This is a genomic window from Candidatus Aminicenantes bacterium (genome assembly GCA_011049425.1).
Taxonomy (GTDB): Bacteria; Acidobacteriota; Aminicenantia; order UBA2199; family UBA2199; genus UBA876.
Map to the genome: position 1 here is coordinate 1 of DSBM01000031.1, position 16,824 is coordinate 16,824.

At 53.9% G+C, this 16,824-nt stretch carries 13 protein-coding genes; 9 read left to right on the forward strand and 4 right to left on the reverse strand.

Annotation, left to right across the window (positions count from 1 at the left end; genetic code table 11):
* Positions 1-440: 440 nt before the first annotated feature.
* The 8 genes from ENN40_02225 (at position 441) to ENN40_02260 (ending at position 11,129) form a co-directional block, all read left to right on the forward strand.
* Positions 441-1,094 (forward strand): SAM-dependent DNA methyltransferase, encoded by a 654-nt coding sequence (locus ENN40_02225; GenBank protein HDP94158.1) that lies wholly within the window; start codon positions 441-443, stop codon positions 1,092-1,094.
* On the forward strand, positions 1,081-2,583 hold the full coding sequence (locus ENN40_02230) for a restriction endonuclease (GenBank protein HDP94159.1): 1,503 nt from the start codon (positions 1,081-1,083) through the stop codon (positions 2,581-2,583). The genes ENN40_02225 and ENN40_02230 overlap by 14 nt, the downstream gene beginning before the upstream one ends.
* Positions 2,576-3,433 (forward strand): hypothetical protein, encoded by an 858-nt coding sequence (locus tag ENN40_02235; GenBank protein HDP94160.1) that lies wholly within the window; start codon positions 2,576-2,578, stop codon positions 3,431-3,433. Before ENN40_02230 ends, ENN40_02235 begins: the two co-directional genes overlap by 8 nt.
* Positions 3,426-5,954: a restriction endonuclease gene (locus ENN40_02240; GenBank protein ID HDP94161.1), complete on the forward strand. Its 2,529-nt coding sequence runs from the start codon at positions 3,426-3,428 to the stop codon at positions 5,952-5,954. Before ENN40_02235 ends, ENN40_02240 begins: the two co-directional genes overlap by 8 nt.
* A 143-nt stretch (positions 5,955-6,097) precedes the next feature.
* Positions 6,098-6,478 carry a RidA family protein gene (locus ENN40_02245; protein HDP94162.1) on the forward strand — a complete coding sequence of 127 codons (381 nt, stop codon included), beginning with the start codon at positions 6,098-6,100 and terminating at the stop codon, positions 6,476-6,478.
* Positions 6,479-6,688: 210 nt separating this feature from the next.
* Positions 6,689-7,885 (forward strand): hypothetical protein, encoded by a 1,197-nt coding sequence (locus tag ENN40_02250; GenBank protein HDP94163.1) that lies wholly within the window; start codon positions 6,689-6,691, stop codon positions 7,883-7,885.
* A 110-nt stretch (positions 7,886-7,995) separates the two neighbouring features.
* The gene (locus ENN40_02255) at positions 7,996-9,810 is read left to right on the forward strand and encodes a hypothetical protein (protein ID HDP94164.1); all 1,815 of its coding nucleotides are present in this window, start codon (positions 7,996-7,998) and stop codon (positions 9,808-9,810) included.
* Between the two features lie 269 nt (positions 9,811-10,079).
* On the forward strand, positions 10,080-11,129 hold the full coding sequence (locus ENN40_02260) for a class I SAM-dependent methyltransferase (GenBank protein HDP94165.1): 1,050 nt from the start codon (positions 10,080-10,082) through the stop codon (positions 11,127-11,129).
* A gap of 15 nt (positions 11,130-11,144) precedes the next feature.
* Here ENN40_02260 and ENN40_02265 read toward each other — a convergent pair whose 3' ends face one another.
* From ENN40_02265 to ENN40_02275, 3 genes are all read right to left on the reverse strand, one after another.
* Positions 11,145-12,464 (reverse strand): DUF481 domain-containing protein, encoded by a 1,320-nt coding sequence (locus ENN40_02265; GenBank protein ID HDP94166.1) that lies wholly within the window; start codon positions 12,462-12,464, stop codon positions 11,145-11,147.
* The gene (locus ENN40_02270; protein ID HDP94167.1) at positions 12,416-13,147 is read right to left on the reverse strand and encodes a hypothetical protein; all 732 of its coding nucleotides are present in this window, start codon (positions 13,145-13,147) and stop codon (positions 12,416-12,418) included. Before ENN40_02270 ends, ENN40_02265 begins: the two co-directional genes overlap by 49 nt.
* A gap of 165 nt (positions 13,148-13,312) precedes the next feature.
* Positions 13,313-14,560: a cysteine desulfurase-like protein gene (locus ENN40_02275; protein HDP94168.1), complete on the reverse strand. Its 1,248-nt coding sequence runs from the start codon at positions 14,558-14,560 to the stop codon at positions 13,313-13,315.
* A gap of 133 nt (positions 14,561-14,693) precedes the next feature.
* Here ENN40_02275 and ENN40_02280 point away from each other — a divergent pair, with 133 nt between their 5' ends.
* Positions 14,694-15,281, forward strand: a complete 588-nt coding sequence (locus ENN40_02280; protein HDP94169.1) for a hypothetical protein — start codon at positions 14,694-14,696, stop codon at positions 15,279-15,281.
* A gap of 37 nt (positions 15,282-15,318) precedes the next feature.
* Here ENN40_02280 and ENN40_02285 read toward each other — a convergent pair whose 3' ends face one another.
* A complete protein-coding gene (locus tag ENN40_02285; protein ID HDP94170.1) occupies positions 15,319-16,569 on the reverse strand; it encodes an arginine deiminase in 1,251 nt (416 codons plus the stop codon).
* Positions 16,570-16,824: the final 255 nt, after the last annotated feature.

Sequence of the window (16,824 nt, forward strand, 5' to 3'; positions counted from 1 at the left end):
ATATCCGAAAGTTCCTGACGAAAAAGATGACTTTGGGGGTTGTTTTGTGGAGAATGTTTGGGCTTCATTTTTACCTCTTTTTTTGCAAGGAAATGAACCCAAATGACCCATATCCCTGCAAATTATATACTCATATTTTACCACAAAATATCCAATATATCATCATAAAATGACTTTTTCAGCGTCGACTATATTACGTTGGGTGACTTTTTTCAAAGCGAAATTCGCAAAAGGACGGAAAATGAATTTGGCATGATTGCAACGGTTGTGCCCCACCGGCTGAAAATGACTTGCCTTTTTAGCGGGGCGAAGCGATTGATGGTTTCCGCAAGGGGGTATATTTGAATGTTTGGGCCCTCCTGAAATCCACCCCACTTGACATAACAGCCGATTTCATTGAATGTAATGTTAGCCCACAGAAGATGACAGACAAGGAATCGATGGAAGAACAAGTCAAATCAAAGCAACGGGTAGCCGATCATGGCGAGGTGTTGACCGGTAAGCGGGAGGTCAACGCCATGCTCGATCTTGTGAAACAGGAAACGGAGCGGATCGAATCGCGTTTCCTCGAACCCGCTTGCGGCAATGGGAATTTTCTTGCCCCAATTCTGGAACGAAAGCTGGCTGTTGTGGAAAAGCGCTATGGCAAGTCACAGTTGGATTTCGAACGGTATGCAATCCTGGCCGTGTCATCCATTTACGGAATTGATATTCAGGAAGATAACGTGCAGCATTGCCGCCAACGGCTTTTTGGAATATTTGATCTTCTTTATTTGCGTTTGTTCAAGGACAGGACAAAAGACGCCTGCCGCGAGTCCATCCGGTTTATCCTTGAGCGCAACATCATCTGGGGCGATGCCCTCGACCTGAAGACCAGAAAAGAACCAAGGGTTCCAATTGTCTTTTCCGAATGGTCGCCGCTCAATGGTAGTATGTTCAAACGGCGGGACTTCGTTTTCAAGGATTTGCTGGATCATGAGGGCATGAAGGAACTGCCACTCTTCTCCGACCTTGGCGAGGACGTGTTCATCCCCACGCCGGAGAAGGAGTATCCGCCGGTTCACTTTATGGAGATCGCCAATGCTCAACAGTAGCAACTATAACCCGGATGTGCTGTCCTGCATTGCGAACTTGAGCAGTGACGAGGTGTTCACACCGCCGCAACTGGTGAATCAAATGCTGGATATGCTCCCGGAGGAAATATGGAGCGACGGAAAGGCCACGTTCCTTGATCCCGGCTGCAAGTCCGGCGTGTTCCTGCGCGAGATGGCCAAGCGGCTGGACAAGGGGCTTGAAGACCAGATCCCCGACCGCCAGAGACGGATAAACCATATTTTTAAAAACCAACTTTACGGCCTGCCGATCACGGAACTGACCGCGCTGCTCTCACGCCGCTCGGTCTATTGTTCCAAGACCGCCAACGGCAGGTATTCCGTCTGCGAGACCTTTGACACTCCGGAAGGCAACATCCGCTTCGAGCGCATCGAACATGCGTGGAGAAAAGGGCGTTGCGTATACTGCGGAGCCAGTCAAGAAGCATACGAGCGTGGCAAGGAACTCGAAACCCACGCCTACGAGTTCATTCACACCGAGCATCCCGAGGAGATTTTTAATATGAAATTCGACGTCATCATCGGCAACCCGCCCTACCAGTTGAGCGATGCAGGAGATAGCACAGGCTCATCACCCATCTACAACAAATTTGTCGAACGGGCCAAAAAACTGAACACTCGCTATCTCTCGATGATTATCCCGTCTCGCTGGTTTGCCGGCGGAAAAGGCTTGGACGAGTTCCGAGATGCGATGCTGCATGATCGGCGCATCTCTTCTCTTGTCGACTACCCAATCGCTTCCGACGTGTTTCCTGGTGTCAAAGTGATAGGTGGTGTTTGCTTTTTCCTGTGGGAACGAGATTACAAGGGTCCATGTCAGGTGACGACGCACATGAATGGCAAGACCGACACGATGACGCGCCCCTTGGACGAATTCGACACCTTTGTCCGCTTCAACAAGGCCATTTCAATCCTCAAAAAAGTCGCTGCCAAGAAATATCCTTCGCTGAGTGGTCAAGTATCCCGACAGAAACCATTCGGCCTTCGCACCTTCATCAAACCGGAAAAACATGGTGAACTGACTTTGTACGCTAATAAGGCCGTGGGGAAGATCAGTAAGTCGCAAATCACCGCCGGAACGGAAATGCTGAACAAATGGAAAGCCCTGATTTCGATGGGTTATGGCGAGGGTGGAGAAGCGAGAGAGTATCCGCGGATGATCATGGGCAAACCAATCGTCGCCGCGCCACCGAGCGCATGCACTGAAACGTATCTTGTCGTTGGTGCCTATGATTCCGAAGGCGAGGCCACAAATCTTGCCGCTTATCTGCGGAGCAGATTTCTGCGGTTTTTGGTAGGGCTGCGCAAGAACACGCAACACATCACGAAAGATCGGTTCGCTTTTGTCCCGCAACTTTCCATGACAATGACCTGGAAGGACGCCAAACTCTACAAACACTTCAACCTGACCGAAGACGAAATTGCCTTCATCGAATCGATGGTCCGCCCGATGGAGGCGAACAATGAATAGCGAAAAAGCCCTGGCCGTTTTCGAGAACTTCAAGATCCGCCGGACCTACGACCAGAAGACGGAAACCTGGTATTTCTCGGTGGTGGATATCGTCGCGGTGTTGATTCAGCAGTCGGATTACCAGACCGCCCGAAAATACTGGAACAAGCTCAAAGAGCGACTGAAAAAGGAGGGCAGTCAATCGGTGACAAATTGTCACCAGTTGAAACTGCCGGCCAGTGACGGAAAGATGCGCCTGACCGATGTGGCCGATCCCGAGACGCTGCTGCGCATTATCCAATCGGTTCCCAGCCCCAAGGCCGAGCCGATCAAACTCTGGCTGGCCAAGGTTGGCTACGAGCGGATGCAGGATATGAGCGACCCGGCCCGCTCGCTCGACCGCGCCCGCGAATACTGGCGGCAGCATGGCCGCAGCGAGAAGTGGATTCAGCAGCGGATGATGGGGCAGGAGACCCGCAACAAACTGACTGATTACTGGAAGGATCACGAGATCAAGGGCGAGGACGAATATGCGATCCTGACCAACATTATCCATCAGGAATGGAGCGGGGTTTCGGTCAAACAGCACAAGGATGTCAAGAGACTGAAAACCCAGAACCTGCGCGACCACATGAGCGAGGCAAAACTGATCTTCACCGCGCTGGCGGAACTTTCCACCCGGCAGATCGCCGAGAGCGTCGAGGCAACGGGGATGGGCGAAAACACGGAAGCGGGCAAAAAAGGGGGCCGTATCGCAAAGCGGGCGCGGCTGGAACTGGAGCAGAAGACCGGAAAAAGCGTGGTGACGGGCGAGAACTTCCTGCCGCCTGTCAAGTCCCGCAAGAAGATCAAGGGAACGGGCGATGAATAAGGTGTTCTTCCCCCCGCGACCCGAAGCGCACCCAACGATCTATGCCTACGAGGACACAAACCCGCAATACGCCGGGCTGCTGAAGGTGGGCTATACGACCGTGGACACCAAAAGCCGGGTGGCGCAGCAGTATCCTACAAAGAAACCCGGCCCGCCGCCCTACCGCATCGTGCTGGAAGAGGCGGCGATGCGCAACGACGGGACCGTCTTCACGGACCGCGAGATCCACCGGATGCTGCGCATCAACGGCATCAAAAATCCGGAAGGTGAATGGTTCCGCTGCACGGTGGGTGATGTCAAAGCGGCGATTATCGCCGTGCGCACGGGCCAATTGAGTGAGGAGAACCGCTCGCTGGATTTCAGGATGCGGCCCGAACAGGAAGCGGCGGTGGAGAAGACGGCGGTCTACTTCCGGAGTTTCCGCAAGGAGAATCACGACAAGCCGCCGCATTTCCTGTGGAACGCCAAGATGCGTTTCGGCAAGACCTTCGCCGCGTATCAACTGGCAAAGAAGTTGAAGTGGCGCAAAGTGCTGGTGTTGACGTTCAAGCCGGCGGTGCAAAGCGCGTGGGAAGACGACCTGAAGCAGCACATCGATTTCGCGGGCTGGCAGTTCATCAAGCCCGGCGGTTTGACCTATGAAGAGGCCGACAAGCGGAAATCTTTCGTATGCTTCGGCTCGTTTCAGGATTACCTGGGCAAGAACAAGAGCACGGGTGGGATTAAGACCAAGAACGAATGGGTCCACGCGACCAATTGGGATTGCGTGATCTTCGACGAATACCACTACGGCGCATGGCGCGAGAACGCCAAGGAACTTTTCGAAGCTGAGGACAAGAAAGAGGCCGAGTTCGGCCAGGGTGAGGGGTTGCAGGACTTTGACGAAGAAATTATACCGATTACGACGGATCATTACCTGTATCTGTCGGGCACTCCGTTCCGCGCCATCGCCTCGGGAGAGTTCATCGAGGAACAGATATTCAACTGGACCTACTCGGACGAACAGCGGGCCAAGGCAGAGTGGCCGGAGCCGGACAATCCCTATACCTGCCTGCCGCGCATGGTGTTGATGACCTATCAACTGCCGGACGCGATCCGGGAGATCGCCATGCAGGGCGAGTTCGACGAATTTGACCTGAACGTGTTCTTCTCCGCCGAGGGCAGCGGCGGCAAGGCCCGATTCAAGTATGAAAACGAGGTGCAGAAGTGGCTTGACCTGATCCGGGGCTCGTTTCAGGCGGCGACGGTGGACAATCTGAAGCTGGGGGCGAAGAAGCCCCCCATGCCCTATTCCGATGCGCGGCTGTTGAATGTTTTATCGCACACCTTCTGGTTCCTGCCGAGCATCGCATCGTGTTATGCCATGCGCAACCTGCTGGCGAAGCGGCAGAACCGCTTCTATCACGATTACACGATCATTGTGGCGGCGGGGAGCGCTGCCGGGATCGGCGTTGCCGCATTGCCGCCAGTGTTGGATGCAATGGACGATCCGCTGGAATCGAAAACCATCACCTTGTCATGCGGCAAGTTGACGACAGGCGTAACGGTGAGGCCATGGACGGGGATATTCATGCTTCGCAATGCCTCCACCCCGGAGACCTACTTTCAGGCGGCGTTTCGCGTGCAATCGCCCTGGACGGTGCGGAACCCGGACGGTGCAAGTCCGAATGAAGAAGAGATCATCAAGAAGGAATGCTATGTCTTTGACTTCGCGCCCGATCGGGCCTTGCGCCAGATTGCCGATTACAGTTGCAGGTTGAACGTAGACGAGACCAACCCGGAGAAGAAGGTCGAGGAATTCATCAGTTTTCTGCCGGTGCTCGCCTATGACGGCAGTTCGATGAAGCAGATCGACGCCGCCGGGATTCTCGATATGGCGATGAGCGGAACCACCGCGACGCTATTGGCGCGGCGCTGGGAAAGCGCGCTGCTGGTGAATGTAGACAACGATACGTTGAAGCGGCTCATGGCGAATGAGGCCGCCATGAATGCGTTGATGAGCATTGAGGGCTTCCGCAATCTGAATCAGGACATCGAAACGATCATCAACAAGTCCGAGGCGGTGAAAAAGGCGCGCAAGGACAAGAACAACGAAGACCTGACGCCGCAGGAAAAGAAAGAACTGACGGAAGATGAAAAGGAATACAAGAGCAGGCGCAAGCAGATTCAGGAGAAGCTTATCAAGTTCGCCACCCGTGTTCCGATCTTCATGTACCTGACCGACTACCGCGAGCGGACACTGAAGGACGTGATTACCCAACTTGAACCGGTTTTGTTCAAGAAGGTCACGGGACTGACCGTCAAGGACTTCGAGTTATTGGTCAGCCTGGGCGTGTTCAACAGCGCCCTGATGAACGACGCGGTCTACAAGTTTAAACGTTATGAGGACGCCAGTCTGAGCTACACCGGGATCAACAAGCACGATGGTGAAGACATCGGCCTTTACGACACAGTTATCACCAGGAAGGATGCACTGAAAGTGTTCGAGAATATGCCTGCGGGTGCGGGATACGGACGATGAAAGAATGGGCTAACAACCGCATTAGCTCGGAAGGGGAAAAGCTGCGCCGCTTCGCTTTCCAGCTCCTTCCAGTCGGTTATGCGGAGCATTGTGTTTTCTTGGTTCATTACTGAGAATCAAATCAAAATACCCAGGGGGCTGAAATGAAGAAAGCAATCCAGACAGACAAAGCGCCGGCGGCCATCGGGCCCTACAGCCAAGCGGTCGAGGCGGCAGGCACGCTTTACATCTCCGGACAAGTGCCCGTTGACCCTGAAACGGGAAAGATCGTTGCGGGAGGAATCGAAGCCCAGACAGAGAGGGTCCTAGAGAATATCGGCGCCATACTTGAGGCTGCGGGACTCGGGTATGAGCACGTGGTCAAGTCCACCGTACTGCTGGAAGATATCGGCAATTTCGCGCGCATGAACGAGGTATACAAGCGATTCTATAAAGACAATCCCCCGGCCCGTGCCGCCTTTCAAGTGGCGGCCCTGCCACTGGGCGCGATGATCGAGATCGAAACCATCGCGGTCCGGAATTGAAGCTATTCTTCGGGCGATATCCGCTGAATTCCAGGGAAAACAACGTCGGCAGCAAGCGCTTTTTCTGATTGCGATCGCGAAAACCGCCGTGTTCGGATAGAAGAAATATAGGGGAATGGTGGTTGACATTCCGTTTGCACAAAACTAAATTACTTTCATGCGCATAAATGAGAAGGCTTTTACAGGCGTCCATTCCCGGGGAATTGGTTGATGAAGCGCCGGGAGTTTATGACGACACTTTCCGGTCTCGGCATTTTATCCGCCGCTCCAAACCTGTTTTCCACCCAGTCCCCGGGCGGTTCCGCTTCAACCCCGGCCAAAATGGCGTATCGCAGATTGGGAAGGACCGGCCTGAGGATCTCCGCGGTCAGCCTGGGGGGCAGTCCGGTCCCGAATGAGTCGGTGTTCCGCCTGGCCATGGACCGGGGCGTCAATTACGTGGACACATCCTCTTCCTACATGAACGGTAACAGCGAGAGCATCATCGGCCGGCTGATCGCTGATCGGAGGGACCGTTTCATTGTGGCCACCAAGTTCCACCCGGGGCGACGGTATCGTTCCACTGCCGGTTTGATTGAGGAAGCTGAAGGTAGTTTGCGGCGCCTGAATTCCGACTATATCGATGTACTGCTGGTTCACGGCGCACGGGACCCTGATCTGCTCAAGGCGGATTATGTACTGGAGGCATTTGCAAAACTGAAACAGCAGGGCAAAATCCGTTTTACCGGAGTTTCCTGCCATCACGATCCGGTCCGTGTACTGCTTCCGGCGATCGAGAGTGGTCACTACGACATGATCTCCCTTGCGTACAATGTCTATTCCGGAAGCCGGGTTGAGGAAGGCGGGGTGTATACCGACTACCTGCAAGAGGCGGGAATTTCAAAGATCCTGAATGCAGCGTCGCAAAAGGACCTGGGGGTTATTGCCATGAAAGTGATGGCCGGCGGGGAGCGTCAGGAATTGTCCCGTTTCCGGGCGGAGGGAGTCAGCCCGCCCCAGGCCAAGATCAAGTGGGTGCTGGCGGATCAGCGGGTGTCCGGGATCATCACGGAGATGTTGAATTTCAACATACTGCAGGAGAACCTCGGGGCCCTGGCCGGCCCCATCACGCAACGTGAACAGGCCTGCCTGAATCGCCACGTAAAGAAAAACTCCGCCACATATTGCCGCATGTGCGGGATTTGCGAAAGTGTTTGTCCCCAGGGAATCGCCATTTCCGACATCATGCGCTACAGTCTGTATTACCGCGGCTACGGCAAAACCCGCGAAGCCCGGACCGCCTATCGGAGCCTGTCACTTCGAGCCACTGTTGCGGGCTGCACGCAATGCGGACTCTGCGAGACGCATTGCCCCTATGATGTGGCCGTTCTCAGGAACCTGGAAACCGCTTACCGCCTGCTGGCCTGAACCCGGCCGACTTTTCAATATCTGGCCACCCTGCACGAAGACCGCGTTACCCGGCATCGCAAGCGGACAGCGGATTGGGAAAAACGCGGCAAAAAAGGGACACTCCGGGAATGAATTCATGGCAACCGTATTGCTACAGTATGGTGTGCGGGAAGATGAAGATCAGAAGGTTTGTCATGAAACATTACAGGCTTGGATGGATAATCGTCATTTCATTGGCTTTGTTTGGATTGCAGGCGTATGCCGCGGATGATTCCGAGGCTTTCTGCTACGTATCATTACTGGAGGGGGGGGTTTTCGTACGCCAGGCGGGTTCTTCCGAACCAAAAACCGCGGTCGTGAATTTCCCGCTTTTGCCGGGAGACGCTGTGGAAACGGGTGAAAAAAGCCGGTGTGAACTGCAGTTTGACAACGGGACCATCCTGCGCATGGACAGCCAAAGCAACTTGAATATCAAAACCCTGCGCGCGGACAGCCTGACCTCAAACAAAAAAATCACCTTGCTGGAACTCACGGAGGGTCGCATATTTTCCATGAACAACACCTACAACCGCGAGTTGTTCCAGCTGGCAACCCCACTGGCCGCGGTCAAGATGGCCGGCGATTCCACCACAACCATTGCCGTTGAAGGCGCGGGCACCCGGATTTTCGTGGATAGAGGAAAAATCGGCGTCCTCTTCGGCGACCCGGAAAAAAAGCTGGACAAAAAGTACATGCGATCCGGCGAAGGGGCTTTGATCACAGCGACCCACGAATGGGTGCGCAGTGACAGCCGGGGGGGCGCGGAATTTCAATTGTGGAACGAGTACGTGAACAAGCACTTCGAGGGGCTCCATTACGGCATCAGCAAACTTCCCAAGCCCATTTATCAGTTTCCTCCCGGGGTGGTGAGATTCGCTGAGAAGTGGTCAAGCCTGTACGGGGAGTGGGAATACAATGACCTTCTCGGTTACGTGTGGAAGCCATACGACGACAGTTTCAAGTATCCGGACCGGCGGCCTTTTTTCCATGCCCGTTTTGTTACGGCCAACAATCAGTTGTATATGGTTCCGACGCAGCCCTGGGGCTGGATTCCTGCCCACCTGGGCAACTGGGTCTGGATGAACAAGAACGGTTGGGTCTGGATCCCCGGTACCGCGTTCAAGCCGGGCATGTACGGGGCCGACTGGTTGTGGGCGCAGATGAAAGGAGAAGCATACGGTCTCTCCGGGTGTTGGACGCTTTCCGACTGGATCCATTACGTGTATGGTGACTATGCAGGATATGCCGCCTACCGCCGATATGGTCATGAGGGCTGGCGGGCGCGGTATAATCAATCCGGTAAATCGAAATTGACGCCGCCTCCAGTCATCTTCAAGGATGTTCCCAAAGATGTCGCCATTATCCTGGAACGGCTGAACCGTGCGCCCCTGAAGGTATTGAATCGCCAGCTGTCCCTGGATCGGACAACGGCTCCGGAAAAGAGTCCGGATCCCGGCCTGAATGCACGTAAAGCACGAAACTGGCTGCTGTACCGCAGTCTGGTGCAAGCCCGGCAGAATGATAACCGGCCGGAGGAGAAAAAGATAACCGGCGGCCGTCTGGTGAAAGGTCCGATTGAAAAACGTGACTGGAACCCGGATCGCGTCATTGCCCACAGGTTGGGGACCGACCTGGTTTACTCCAGTCACCGGAACTCAGTGATGTTCCCGGAATTGAAAGTTTCATCCAGGACCATTACAGACCGGCAGAAATTCCAGTTGCGCACCATGGCGATCAGGAAGGGGCGCCCCATGAACAAGACTTCGCTGATCCGTCATTTCGCCGGGGGATCCGCCAACGGGTCCGCCATGGGCGGTAACGCCGACACCGCGACTCCCACGGTATCGGGTCAAACCGCGCCCGTGTCCTCCTCCAAGGTGGGCGAGGCCTCCGAACGCAAATAACCGAAAAATCGGGGATTTCGCCTTTCCACACGGGCGGCGGCCGCACCATTGCGGTGAAAAGAAACGCCGCCTTTGGGATGAGATGAACATACAGATGAGAATCTGGTTGGATCATTCGCGCCGGGTTGACACATAGTGAGTTGTTCAAGGTCCGGCCTTTAAAAAAAACTCTTTCTGGCTTCAAAACGTTGAATTGCCCGCTGAGGCCATGTATGTTATCCAAAACAGGGTAAACATGATTTTAAATCAATGGTTTTTTGGAGACGTTAATGATAATCAACAAGTCCATTGAAGTCTCAGATTTGCAACGGATATCTTTTATTGCTTTGATAGAAGATTTTGAAAGGTTACGTTCCCTTTTGAATAGTAAAGGATTGCTCCATACAAGTTTTCTGGGTGATTTCCAACCTTTCCACTGTGCCGCAGCCAAAGGCCGCACCTGGCCCGAACGGGCATTGTGGAGGTATTGGGAAATGTGTATGGTCATCGAATTTTCAGGAGTTTCGCTAAACTCAAAAGTTCTGGGAGTCGGGGAATCATCCACACTGCTTTCTTTCTATCTTGCCAGCAGAGGGGCAACGGTATTTACCATTGACTTGAACCAGGGTTTGGTTGACAACGCGAATCATGTGGCTGAAATCATGAATTGGAATCTGGTAAATGCTTATGGTGATGCCCAAAGGATTGAATTTCCCGAAAATATGTTTGACCAGGTAATTTCCGTATGCGTGATTGAACATATTGAGAATCAGGAATTGGCAATACGGGAAATGGCCAGGGTACTGAAGCCGGGTGGGGTGCTGAGCATGACTTTCGATTATGGATACCGCGAACCTGGCTGCAACGGTTTTATGTCACCGGCTGAAGTTGAGGAACGAATCATAAGACCTTCAGGATTGGAGGTGATTGGGAATCGAAATTTCGTACAGAGTCCCTGGCAGGAAGAGGGATGGAAAGGCGCTTGGGGTGCCATATTCTTGCGCAAGCCCATTAAGGGGAAGGTGGGCGTTTCCGATATTTGGGCGGACCAAAACGAGTGCTCCCGCATTCAACAGGAAATTTGGCGCCGGCTGGGAAAATTTTCATTAGTGGAAACGGGTGCAGGACCGAAAAAGCCCGATCAGGGTAATCCTGATTCTCCATTACCGGGGTTGTCAAAGTTGAGGCAGGAGGATAAACGTTCAAAGGATTTGTTCTCACCCTCGCGCAGAAAACGTGGATTTCCCATAATCGATGTATTCCGGAAAAAATTCGGCAAGAGAAGCGTGGATAATTGCTATGAACAACCCGCTGTCAGCAAAACCTTTTCGGGCTTATAAGATACGTTGTGGGGGCTAAAACCGGGGGTTGACCACGTTGCTGTAAATGGAGCCGAAGCGATAACTCAACCCCAGGCGCAAGCTGAATTCGTAACCGGTTGCCAGTTCCTGGAGCTCCATCAGGATGGCTTCCTTGGTAGCGCCTTCGGCGGGGAGGGAGAGCTGGTCTCTTACCCGCGAGTAATTGGCGCTGACATGCACGCTCAGTCCCTTTAACAGGTTCATGCTGACATCCACATCGCCCCGGAAATTGTTTTTAGAGAAATCATGATAGTAGGCCATGCCGGTCAACCGCAGGCCCACCGAACCCCAGGGCTCCTTGAGCGCAAAAAAGATCGCCAATTGCTGACGGAACAGGTTTTCTTCCAGAAGGTTGTATATGGTTACCGTGTTGTATCGGCGCCGGGTATATTCCAGCTTAGTGCGCAAACGCAGTTCACGCCGGGTGTACTCGTCATAAGGGAAGATGTTGTACTCCATTCCCAATCCCGCCGTGTAATAGATGTCCGCGTTGTCGTATGTAGAGGAAAAGAAATCAAAAAATGCGCCCAGGGACCAGTGATCGCTGAGGCTCTTGATATAGCCGGCATAGAACATCGCTCTCCTGGTTTGAGAAATGTATTCTTCCAGTTTGCCTTCATCCTCAATGGAATAGATGGTTTTTTCGTTTTCCAGAAAGGTCCACAAGTTGATTTTTGATTCCCGGGTCACGCGGTTGGCGGAAAGGGACAGTGAGTACTCCCAGTTCTTTGAATACTCTTCCGCGTCAATATCTCCACTCAATCCGACTTGAAAAGACCAGTGGTTCCACTTGTCTTTGCCGCTTGCGCGCGCGGCCTTCTCCGCGCCGGCGCCGCTGTAGGAGATGGAGATAAAATCCGCCATGGGCGTATCCGAAATGTAGGGGATCAGGCCCTGTTTCAGCTTTTCGACCAGGCCCTGGCGGCGCTGGTCTTCGGTGTCGGTGGCGGTGGAGTAATACTTCAGTTCCCGGTCATTGCCTTTCTGGCTGTTCAGGCCCAGAAATTTGATGGAATGCTCCCTGCCGCCGCTGCCGGTCTGGCGTACGGTGATGATGACGTGAATGTCGGCCGCCTGGCGGTCGCGCACATAGTTGACGAAAGTGATTTCCTCTTTGATGAAATGGATGTCGATCTGGCGGGGGTTACAATCCAGGTAGACTCCGGGCACTTTGATTGCTTCGGGTTTCGCGAAGAGTACGGCCGCCAGGTGATTGCTTCCCAGTACAGCGGCAGCGATCCAGATTGCCGGCAATATGCGTTTCATTAAGGTTCCGTTTTTGTAGACCGGGTCCGCACAAACACCTGGCTCCATGGCAGGATGTTGATCTCCGATCCCCGGACAATGTGCTTCCCGCTCAAGTACTTTTTAAAAAACCAGTCCGAAGTAATCCAGATACGCAAAATCGAGTTTTTTGGGATATCTTTTTGAGGCAAGTGCGCGGAATCTCCGGGATCCAACCGCCGTCGCAGCAGTTTTTGCCGTTGTTTGAAATCAAAGATATGCAAAACCAGGGGGAACGGATGAGAAGAAAAGGTCCAGCGGACGGGAATACTTGTGTTTATTTCCACAATCTTTGCAGCGGGGTCCGAGATCTTTACCCAGCCGGGGAAGTTGACCTCCTCTCGAATCCGGCATCCGTCGGGCCGCTGGATTTCAAGAAGGATGTCCCTGGAGAAATTGTCTTGCTGTTGGATAAGGATCCGGCGGCGGTAATCCTTTTCTTTGTCGTTGTAATCAATGGGAGTGCCGTTCACCAGGATTCGGGCGTCACGAACCGCATCCCCGTGAATGCCTCCCTGACGCAGTTCAATGTAGGCGCGTAATTCCTGACGGTTGCGGTCAATGTCGTAGTCGTATCGAGACAAACTGTAAGTCGGGTAAAAGGTGGCCTTGATAAAAAGGGGCGCGCATTTTGGGATGGCCGGCTGATCCTGGCCGGCCACCGGGGAAACGATCATCAGCAGAATGACAAGAATGACGGGTCTGACCTTCATGGCTGCCTCCAGTCTACGCAAAACTATATCACAAGATTCGTGTTACCGGCAAAGGCAGCGCAAACGCAAAGCGGTACGTATCGGTGGTCATCATCAATCAGGCATGAAAGTCGGCAGAGAAAGATCATACTGACTGGCGGTGATTCACGAAATTATTGTTTCAATTCAGCGGTGCCGGGAAGCGATTTCATTTACCGTGGTCAACAGGCGGTCTACTTCATCTTCAGTGTTGTACAGGGATACACCCACCCGGGTCAGTCCGCCCTTTTCCAACAGGCCGAGGCTTTCAACCGCGCGGATGCCGTAGAAATGTCCGTTCCATGCGAGGATGGCTTTTTCATTCAATTCAGCGCAGACAGTGTAAGGATTTACGCCTTCAAGAGTAAAAGAGATGGTCGGCGCTCGCTGTTCCACGTTAAAGTCCGGACCGATTGTTCGCAATCCGGGAATGGATTGCAGCCCTTCGTAGATGCGCCGCGCCAGGGTCTCTTCGTAGCGGGCGATTCGTTGCATGGCACGCTTCAGGCGGGATTGGATGTCCGGGTCCGGGTCAAATGACTCGATAAAGTCGATGGCGGCGGTCACGCCGTTCAGGGCGGCGAAGTTCAGTGTGCCGGTTTCAATTCTGCAAGGGGCGTGGGCTTCCTGGGTTCTCAGGAAGTAGGTTGGGACGCGGTTTAACAATTCCCCCCTGGAGTAGAGTATCCCGACATGGGGGCCGTAAAACTTGTAGGCCGAGCACAAAAGGAAATCGACTCCCAGCGAAGTGACATCAATGGGAAAATGCGGGGCGAAATGGACCGCGTCCACCAGCAGCAGGGCCTCCGCGGCATGGGTGAGGCCGCGGATTCGTTGGACCTCGTTTACGGTGCCGGTTACGTTGGAGGAGTAGCCCACGGCTACCAGGCGGGTATTCTCGTTGATCTTGTTCTCAAAATCCCCGTAGTCCAGGGTACCGTTATCCAGAATTTTGACTTCGCGCACGATGATTCCCTGTTCGCGCAGGGCCAGCCAGGGCGCCCGGTTGGCTTCATGGTCCAGTTGTGTAACCAGGATCTCTTCTCCTCTATGGAGCCGGCGACCGATCGCCCGGCTGAGGGAATAAGTCAGGCTGGTCATGTTCGGGCCGAATGAGATGTTTCCCGGGCCTTCGGCGCCCAGGAAGCACGCTGTTTGCCGGCGTGCCTTTTCCACGACCTCATCGGTTTCACAAGACGTGATGAATGCCCCGTGTGCGTTGGCGTTGGATGTGCGGTAATAATCTGAAACCGCGGAGATCACGCTTTCCGGAACCTGGGTGCCTCCCGGTCCGTCGAAAAACGCCAGGGGCATTCCCTGATATTCTCTTTTCAAAGACGGGAACTCCTGCCTGCGGTCAGTGATCGCGCTGAACTCTGATGTCCGGTTGTTCATGGTATCCTCCTGAGAGAAATTTTCGCCTCGTTCCCGTCTTGAATCGGATTGGTCTTGAATCAATTAGATTATGTGGGATAAAAAGAAAAATCTCAAGGCGGAAGCTGGATGAAACCATGATAGGGGAGCAATAATGGTTGCATTCGCGAATAGCGTGGCTTATGATCCGGTTGTGAACAGTGACGCTTACCCATATGGGAAATCCGGCAGGTTGACGCTCAATTGGAGTGGTGACGAGATCGCGGTTCTGCGTCTGCGCAGGAATCAAACGTGGCAGCCCTTGCCGGCGCTGGCTGTTTTTGTGGTTTTCTGGTATGCCGCCCTGCTGACCGCCATCGATTTTTCCCAAGCGGTTTCACCCTGGCAGGCTTTGTGGCAGACACTGAAAGGTGAGCCTTTCCTGATCCTGTTTTTTCTATTGCCGCTGTTCCCGATGTTCATGATCATCCGCGATACTTTCATGAACAATCGCATGGTATTCGACAAGCGCAAGCAAGAGATCCGCAAAGGCCGCAAACGCCTGATGGGCTTCAGGGACGTTGATTCCCTGAACGTGCGGGTCCGGCAAGAGAAAAAAAGCATGCGCTCGACCGCCGAGTTGTCACTGCAGGCCAAATCGGGCAGAAGCGTGTTCCTGACCCGTTGCGGCAGTTACGAAGCCTGCGCCGCCCTGGCCCAGGAAATCGCGATTGTGGTCAACGCTCAGATCAAAAACGCTTAGCCTGGAAAAAATGTGTGGGGCCGTTTCGTTTCGCCGTTCACAGGCGACGCCGGCGCAGGGGCAACGTCATGCAACGACAACCGCCGCCGCCCCGGGCCAGTTCACTTCCGTCCACGGTGATCACGCAGCGTGAATACGCGTGTGGATCGACCTTGCGTTTCAGGACATCGGTGGCACGGAGCACCTCATAACCGGAACGGTTCAGTTCCTCAAGGGTATAGACATTGCGATCGTAGCCGATCAGTTTCCCGGGCGCGAAAGCAAAAAAATTGGCCCCGCTGTGCCATTGCTCCCGCTGTTGGATCCACGCGTCTTTGCGACCGCCGCAGTAAAGTGGCTCCAGCTCCATGCCGGCCTTTTCAAGGGCTTTCATGAGATTCTCTGCTTCACTGATGTGCACCTTACCGTTATCCACTTCAATGAGAACCGAGTGGAAAGGGTTGGGGCGGCCGACCAGAGGTTCGTAGATCATGCATTGGTGTTGATCAAGGAGGGTGAAGATCATGTCCAGGTGGATAAAGGATTCCGGCCTGGGGGGCAATTGCTGTACGACGATGCGGCCGGGTTTTTTATGCTTCTTGAGTACATCGATCACAAAATCGATTCCCCGGGTGTTGGAACGGGAACTGTTGCCGATCAGGAGCAGATCTTTCCCGGCCACCAGGATGTCGCCGCCTTCCAGCGTGACCGGCTCACCATTGTCTTCGCGGCGGGGGGAGTGCATCCGGGTCGAGAATAAGGGGTGATGAGAGAATATGGCCGCGGTAATCACCGCTTCGCGATCCCGCACGCGGCGGGCCATCCGGCCGATAATCAACTCATTTCCAAAGACAACCGCGGCATCGCGGGTAAAAAAGAAGTTGTGAAGGGGCCGCAGGGAGTAGCGCTCTTCACTGAGGAAACGGCTGAGGTTGTCGCGCTCCAGTTCCACGCCCTCGATCAACTGCCGGGCCAGTGCTTTTGGGGCCAGTTCCAGGAGTCGTTCATGCAAGTACATGGCATTCTCGTTGCGGCAGATCTGAGTGACCAGCTCAATCCTGGTTTTCTCTTTATCGAGAACGTCGGTCAGCAACTCCAGGATATAAAAAACCCGGGTGAATTGTTCCAGTATCCCGGAAAATTGCCGGTAACCTCGGGCCGCCACCTTGCGGTTCAGAATGTCACTGTACAGGGCGCGTTCCGCGTTGCCCGGGGTCATGTTCTCGATTTCTGCGCCCGGGTTATGCAAGACAACTCCCTCCAGTATGCCGATCTCGGATTCAACTTGAAGATCAAACGATTCCGCCATGAAACTCTCCTGGTCGATTTTCGCCAGCATTAAACGCCAGGACCAAGCGGTTGTCAACTTGCACCTTTCCTACATCCGAAATCCGAAACAGATTTAAATGATCGGTTCTATTACGTTTCGTGTGGGTAAACATATATTGGGAATCAGTAAGCAGTTGTGAGGAAGAGTACCCAGAGGGCATACATACCCGCAGGGCATAAAGCATAAGCGAACGCAAACGGCAGGTTCCGGGGCCCCATGGGCTGAGGCAGGACG

Excerpts from the sequence above, each read along its gene's own strand:
- ENN40_02255 (HDP94164.1), top strand. The coding sequence starts at position 7,996 with ATGAATTCATGGCAACCGTATTGCTACAGTATGGTGTGCGGGAAGATG.
- ENN40_02260 (HDP94165.1), top strand. The coding sequence starts at position 10,080 with ATGATAATCAACAAGTCCATTGAAGTCTCAGATTTGCAACGGATATCT.
- ENN40_02275 (HDP94168.1), bottom strand. The coding sequence starts at position 14,560 with ATGAACAACCGGACATCAGAGTTCAGCGCGATCACTGACCGCAGGCAG.
- ENN40_02250 (HDP94163.1), top strand. The coding sequence starts at position 6,689 with ATGAAGCGCCGGGAGTTTATGACGACACTTTCCGGTCTCGGCATTTTA.
- ENN40_02230 (HDP94159.1), top strand. The coding sequence starts at position 1,081 with ATGCTCAACAGTAGCAACTATAACCCGGATGTGCTGTCCTGCATTGCG.
- ENN40_02240 (HDP94161.1), top strand. The coding sequence starts at position 3,426 with ATGAATAAGGTGTTCTTCCCCCCGCGACCCGAAGCGCACCCAACGATC.
- ENN40_02280 (HDP94169.1), top strand. The coding sequence starts at position 14,694 with ATGGTTGCATTCGCGAATAGCGTGGCTTATGATCCGGTTGTGAACAGT.
- ENN40_02265 (HDP94166.1), bottom strand. The coding sequence starts at position 12,464 with ATGGAGCCAGGTGTTTGTGCGGACCCGGTCTACAAAAACGGAACCTTA.
- ENN40_02225 (HDP94158.1), top strand. The coding sequence starts at position 441 with ATGGAAGAACAAGTCAAATCAAAGCAACGGGTAGCCGATCATGGCGAG.
- ENN40_02270 (HDP94167.1), bottom strand. The coding sequence starts at position 13,147 with ATGAAGGTCAGACCCGTCATTCTTGTCATTCTGCTGATGATCGTTTCC.
- ENN40_02285 (HDP94170.1), bottom strand. The coding sequence starts at position 16,569 with ATGGCGGAATCGTTTGATCTTCAAGTTGAATCCGAGATCGGCATACTG.
- ENN40_02235 (HDP94160.1), top strand. The coding sequence starts at position 2,576 with ATGAATAGCGAAAAAGCCCTGGCCGTTTTCGAGAACTTCAAGATCCGC.
- ENN40_02245 (HDP94162.1), top strand. The coding sequence starts at position 6,098 with ATGAAGAAAGCAATCCAGACAGACAAAGCGCCGGCGGCCATCGGGCCC.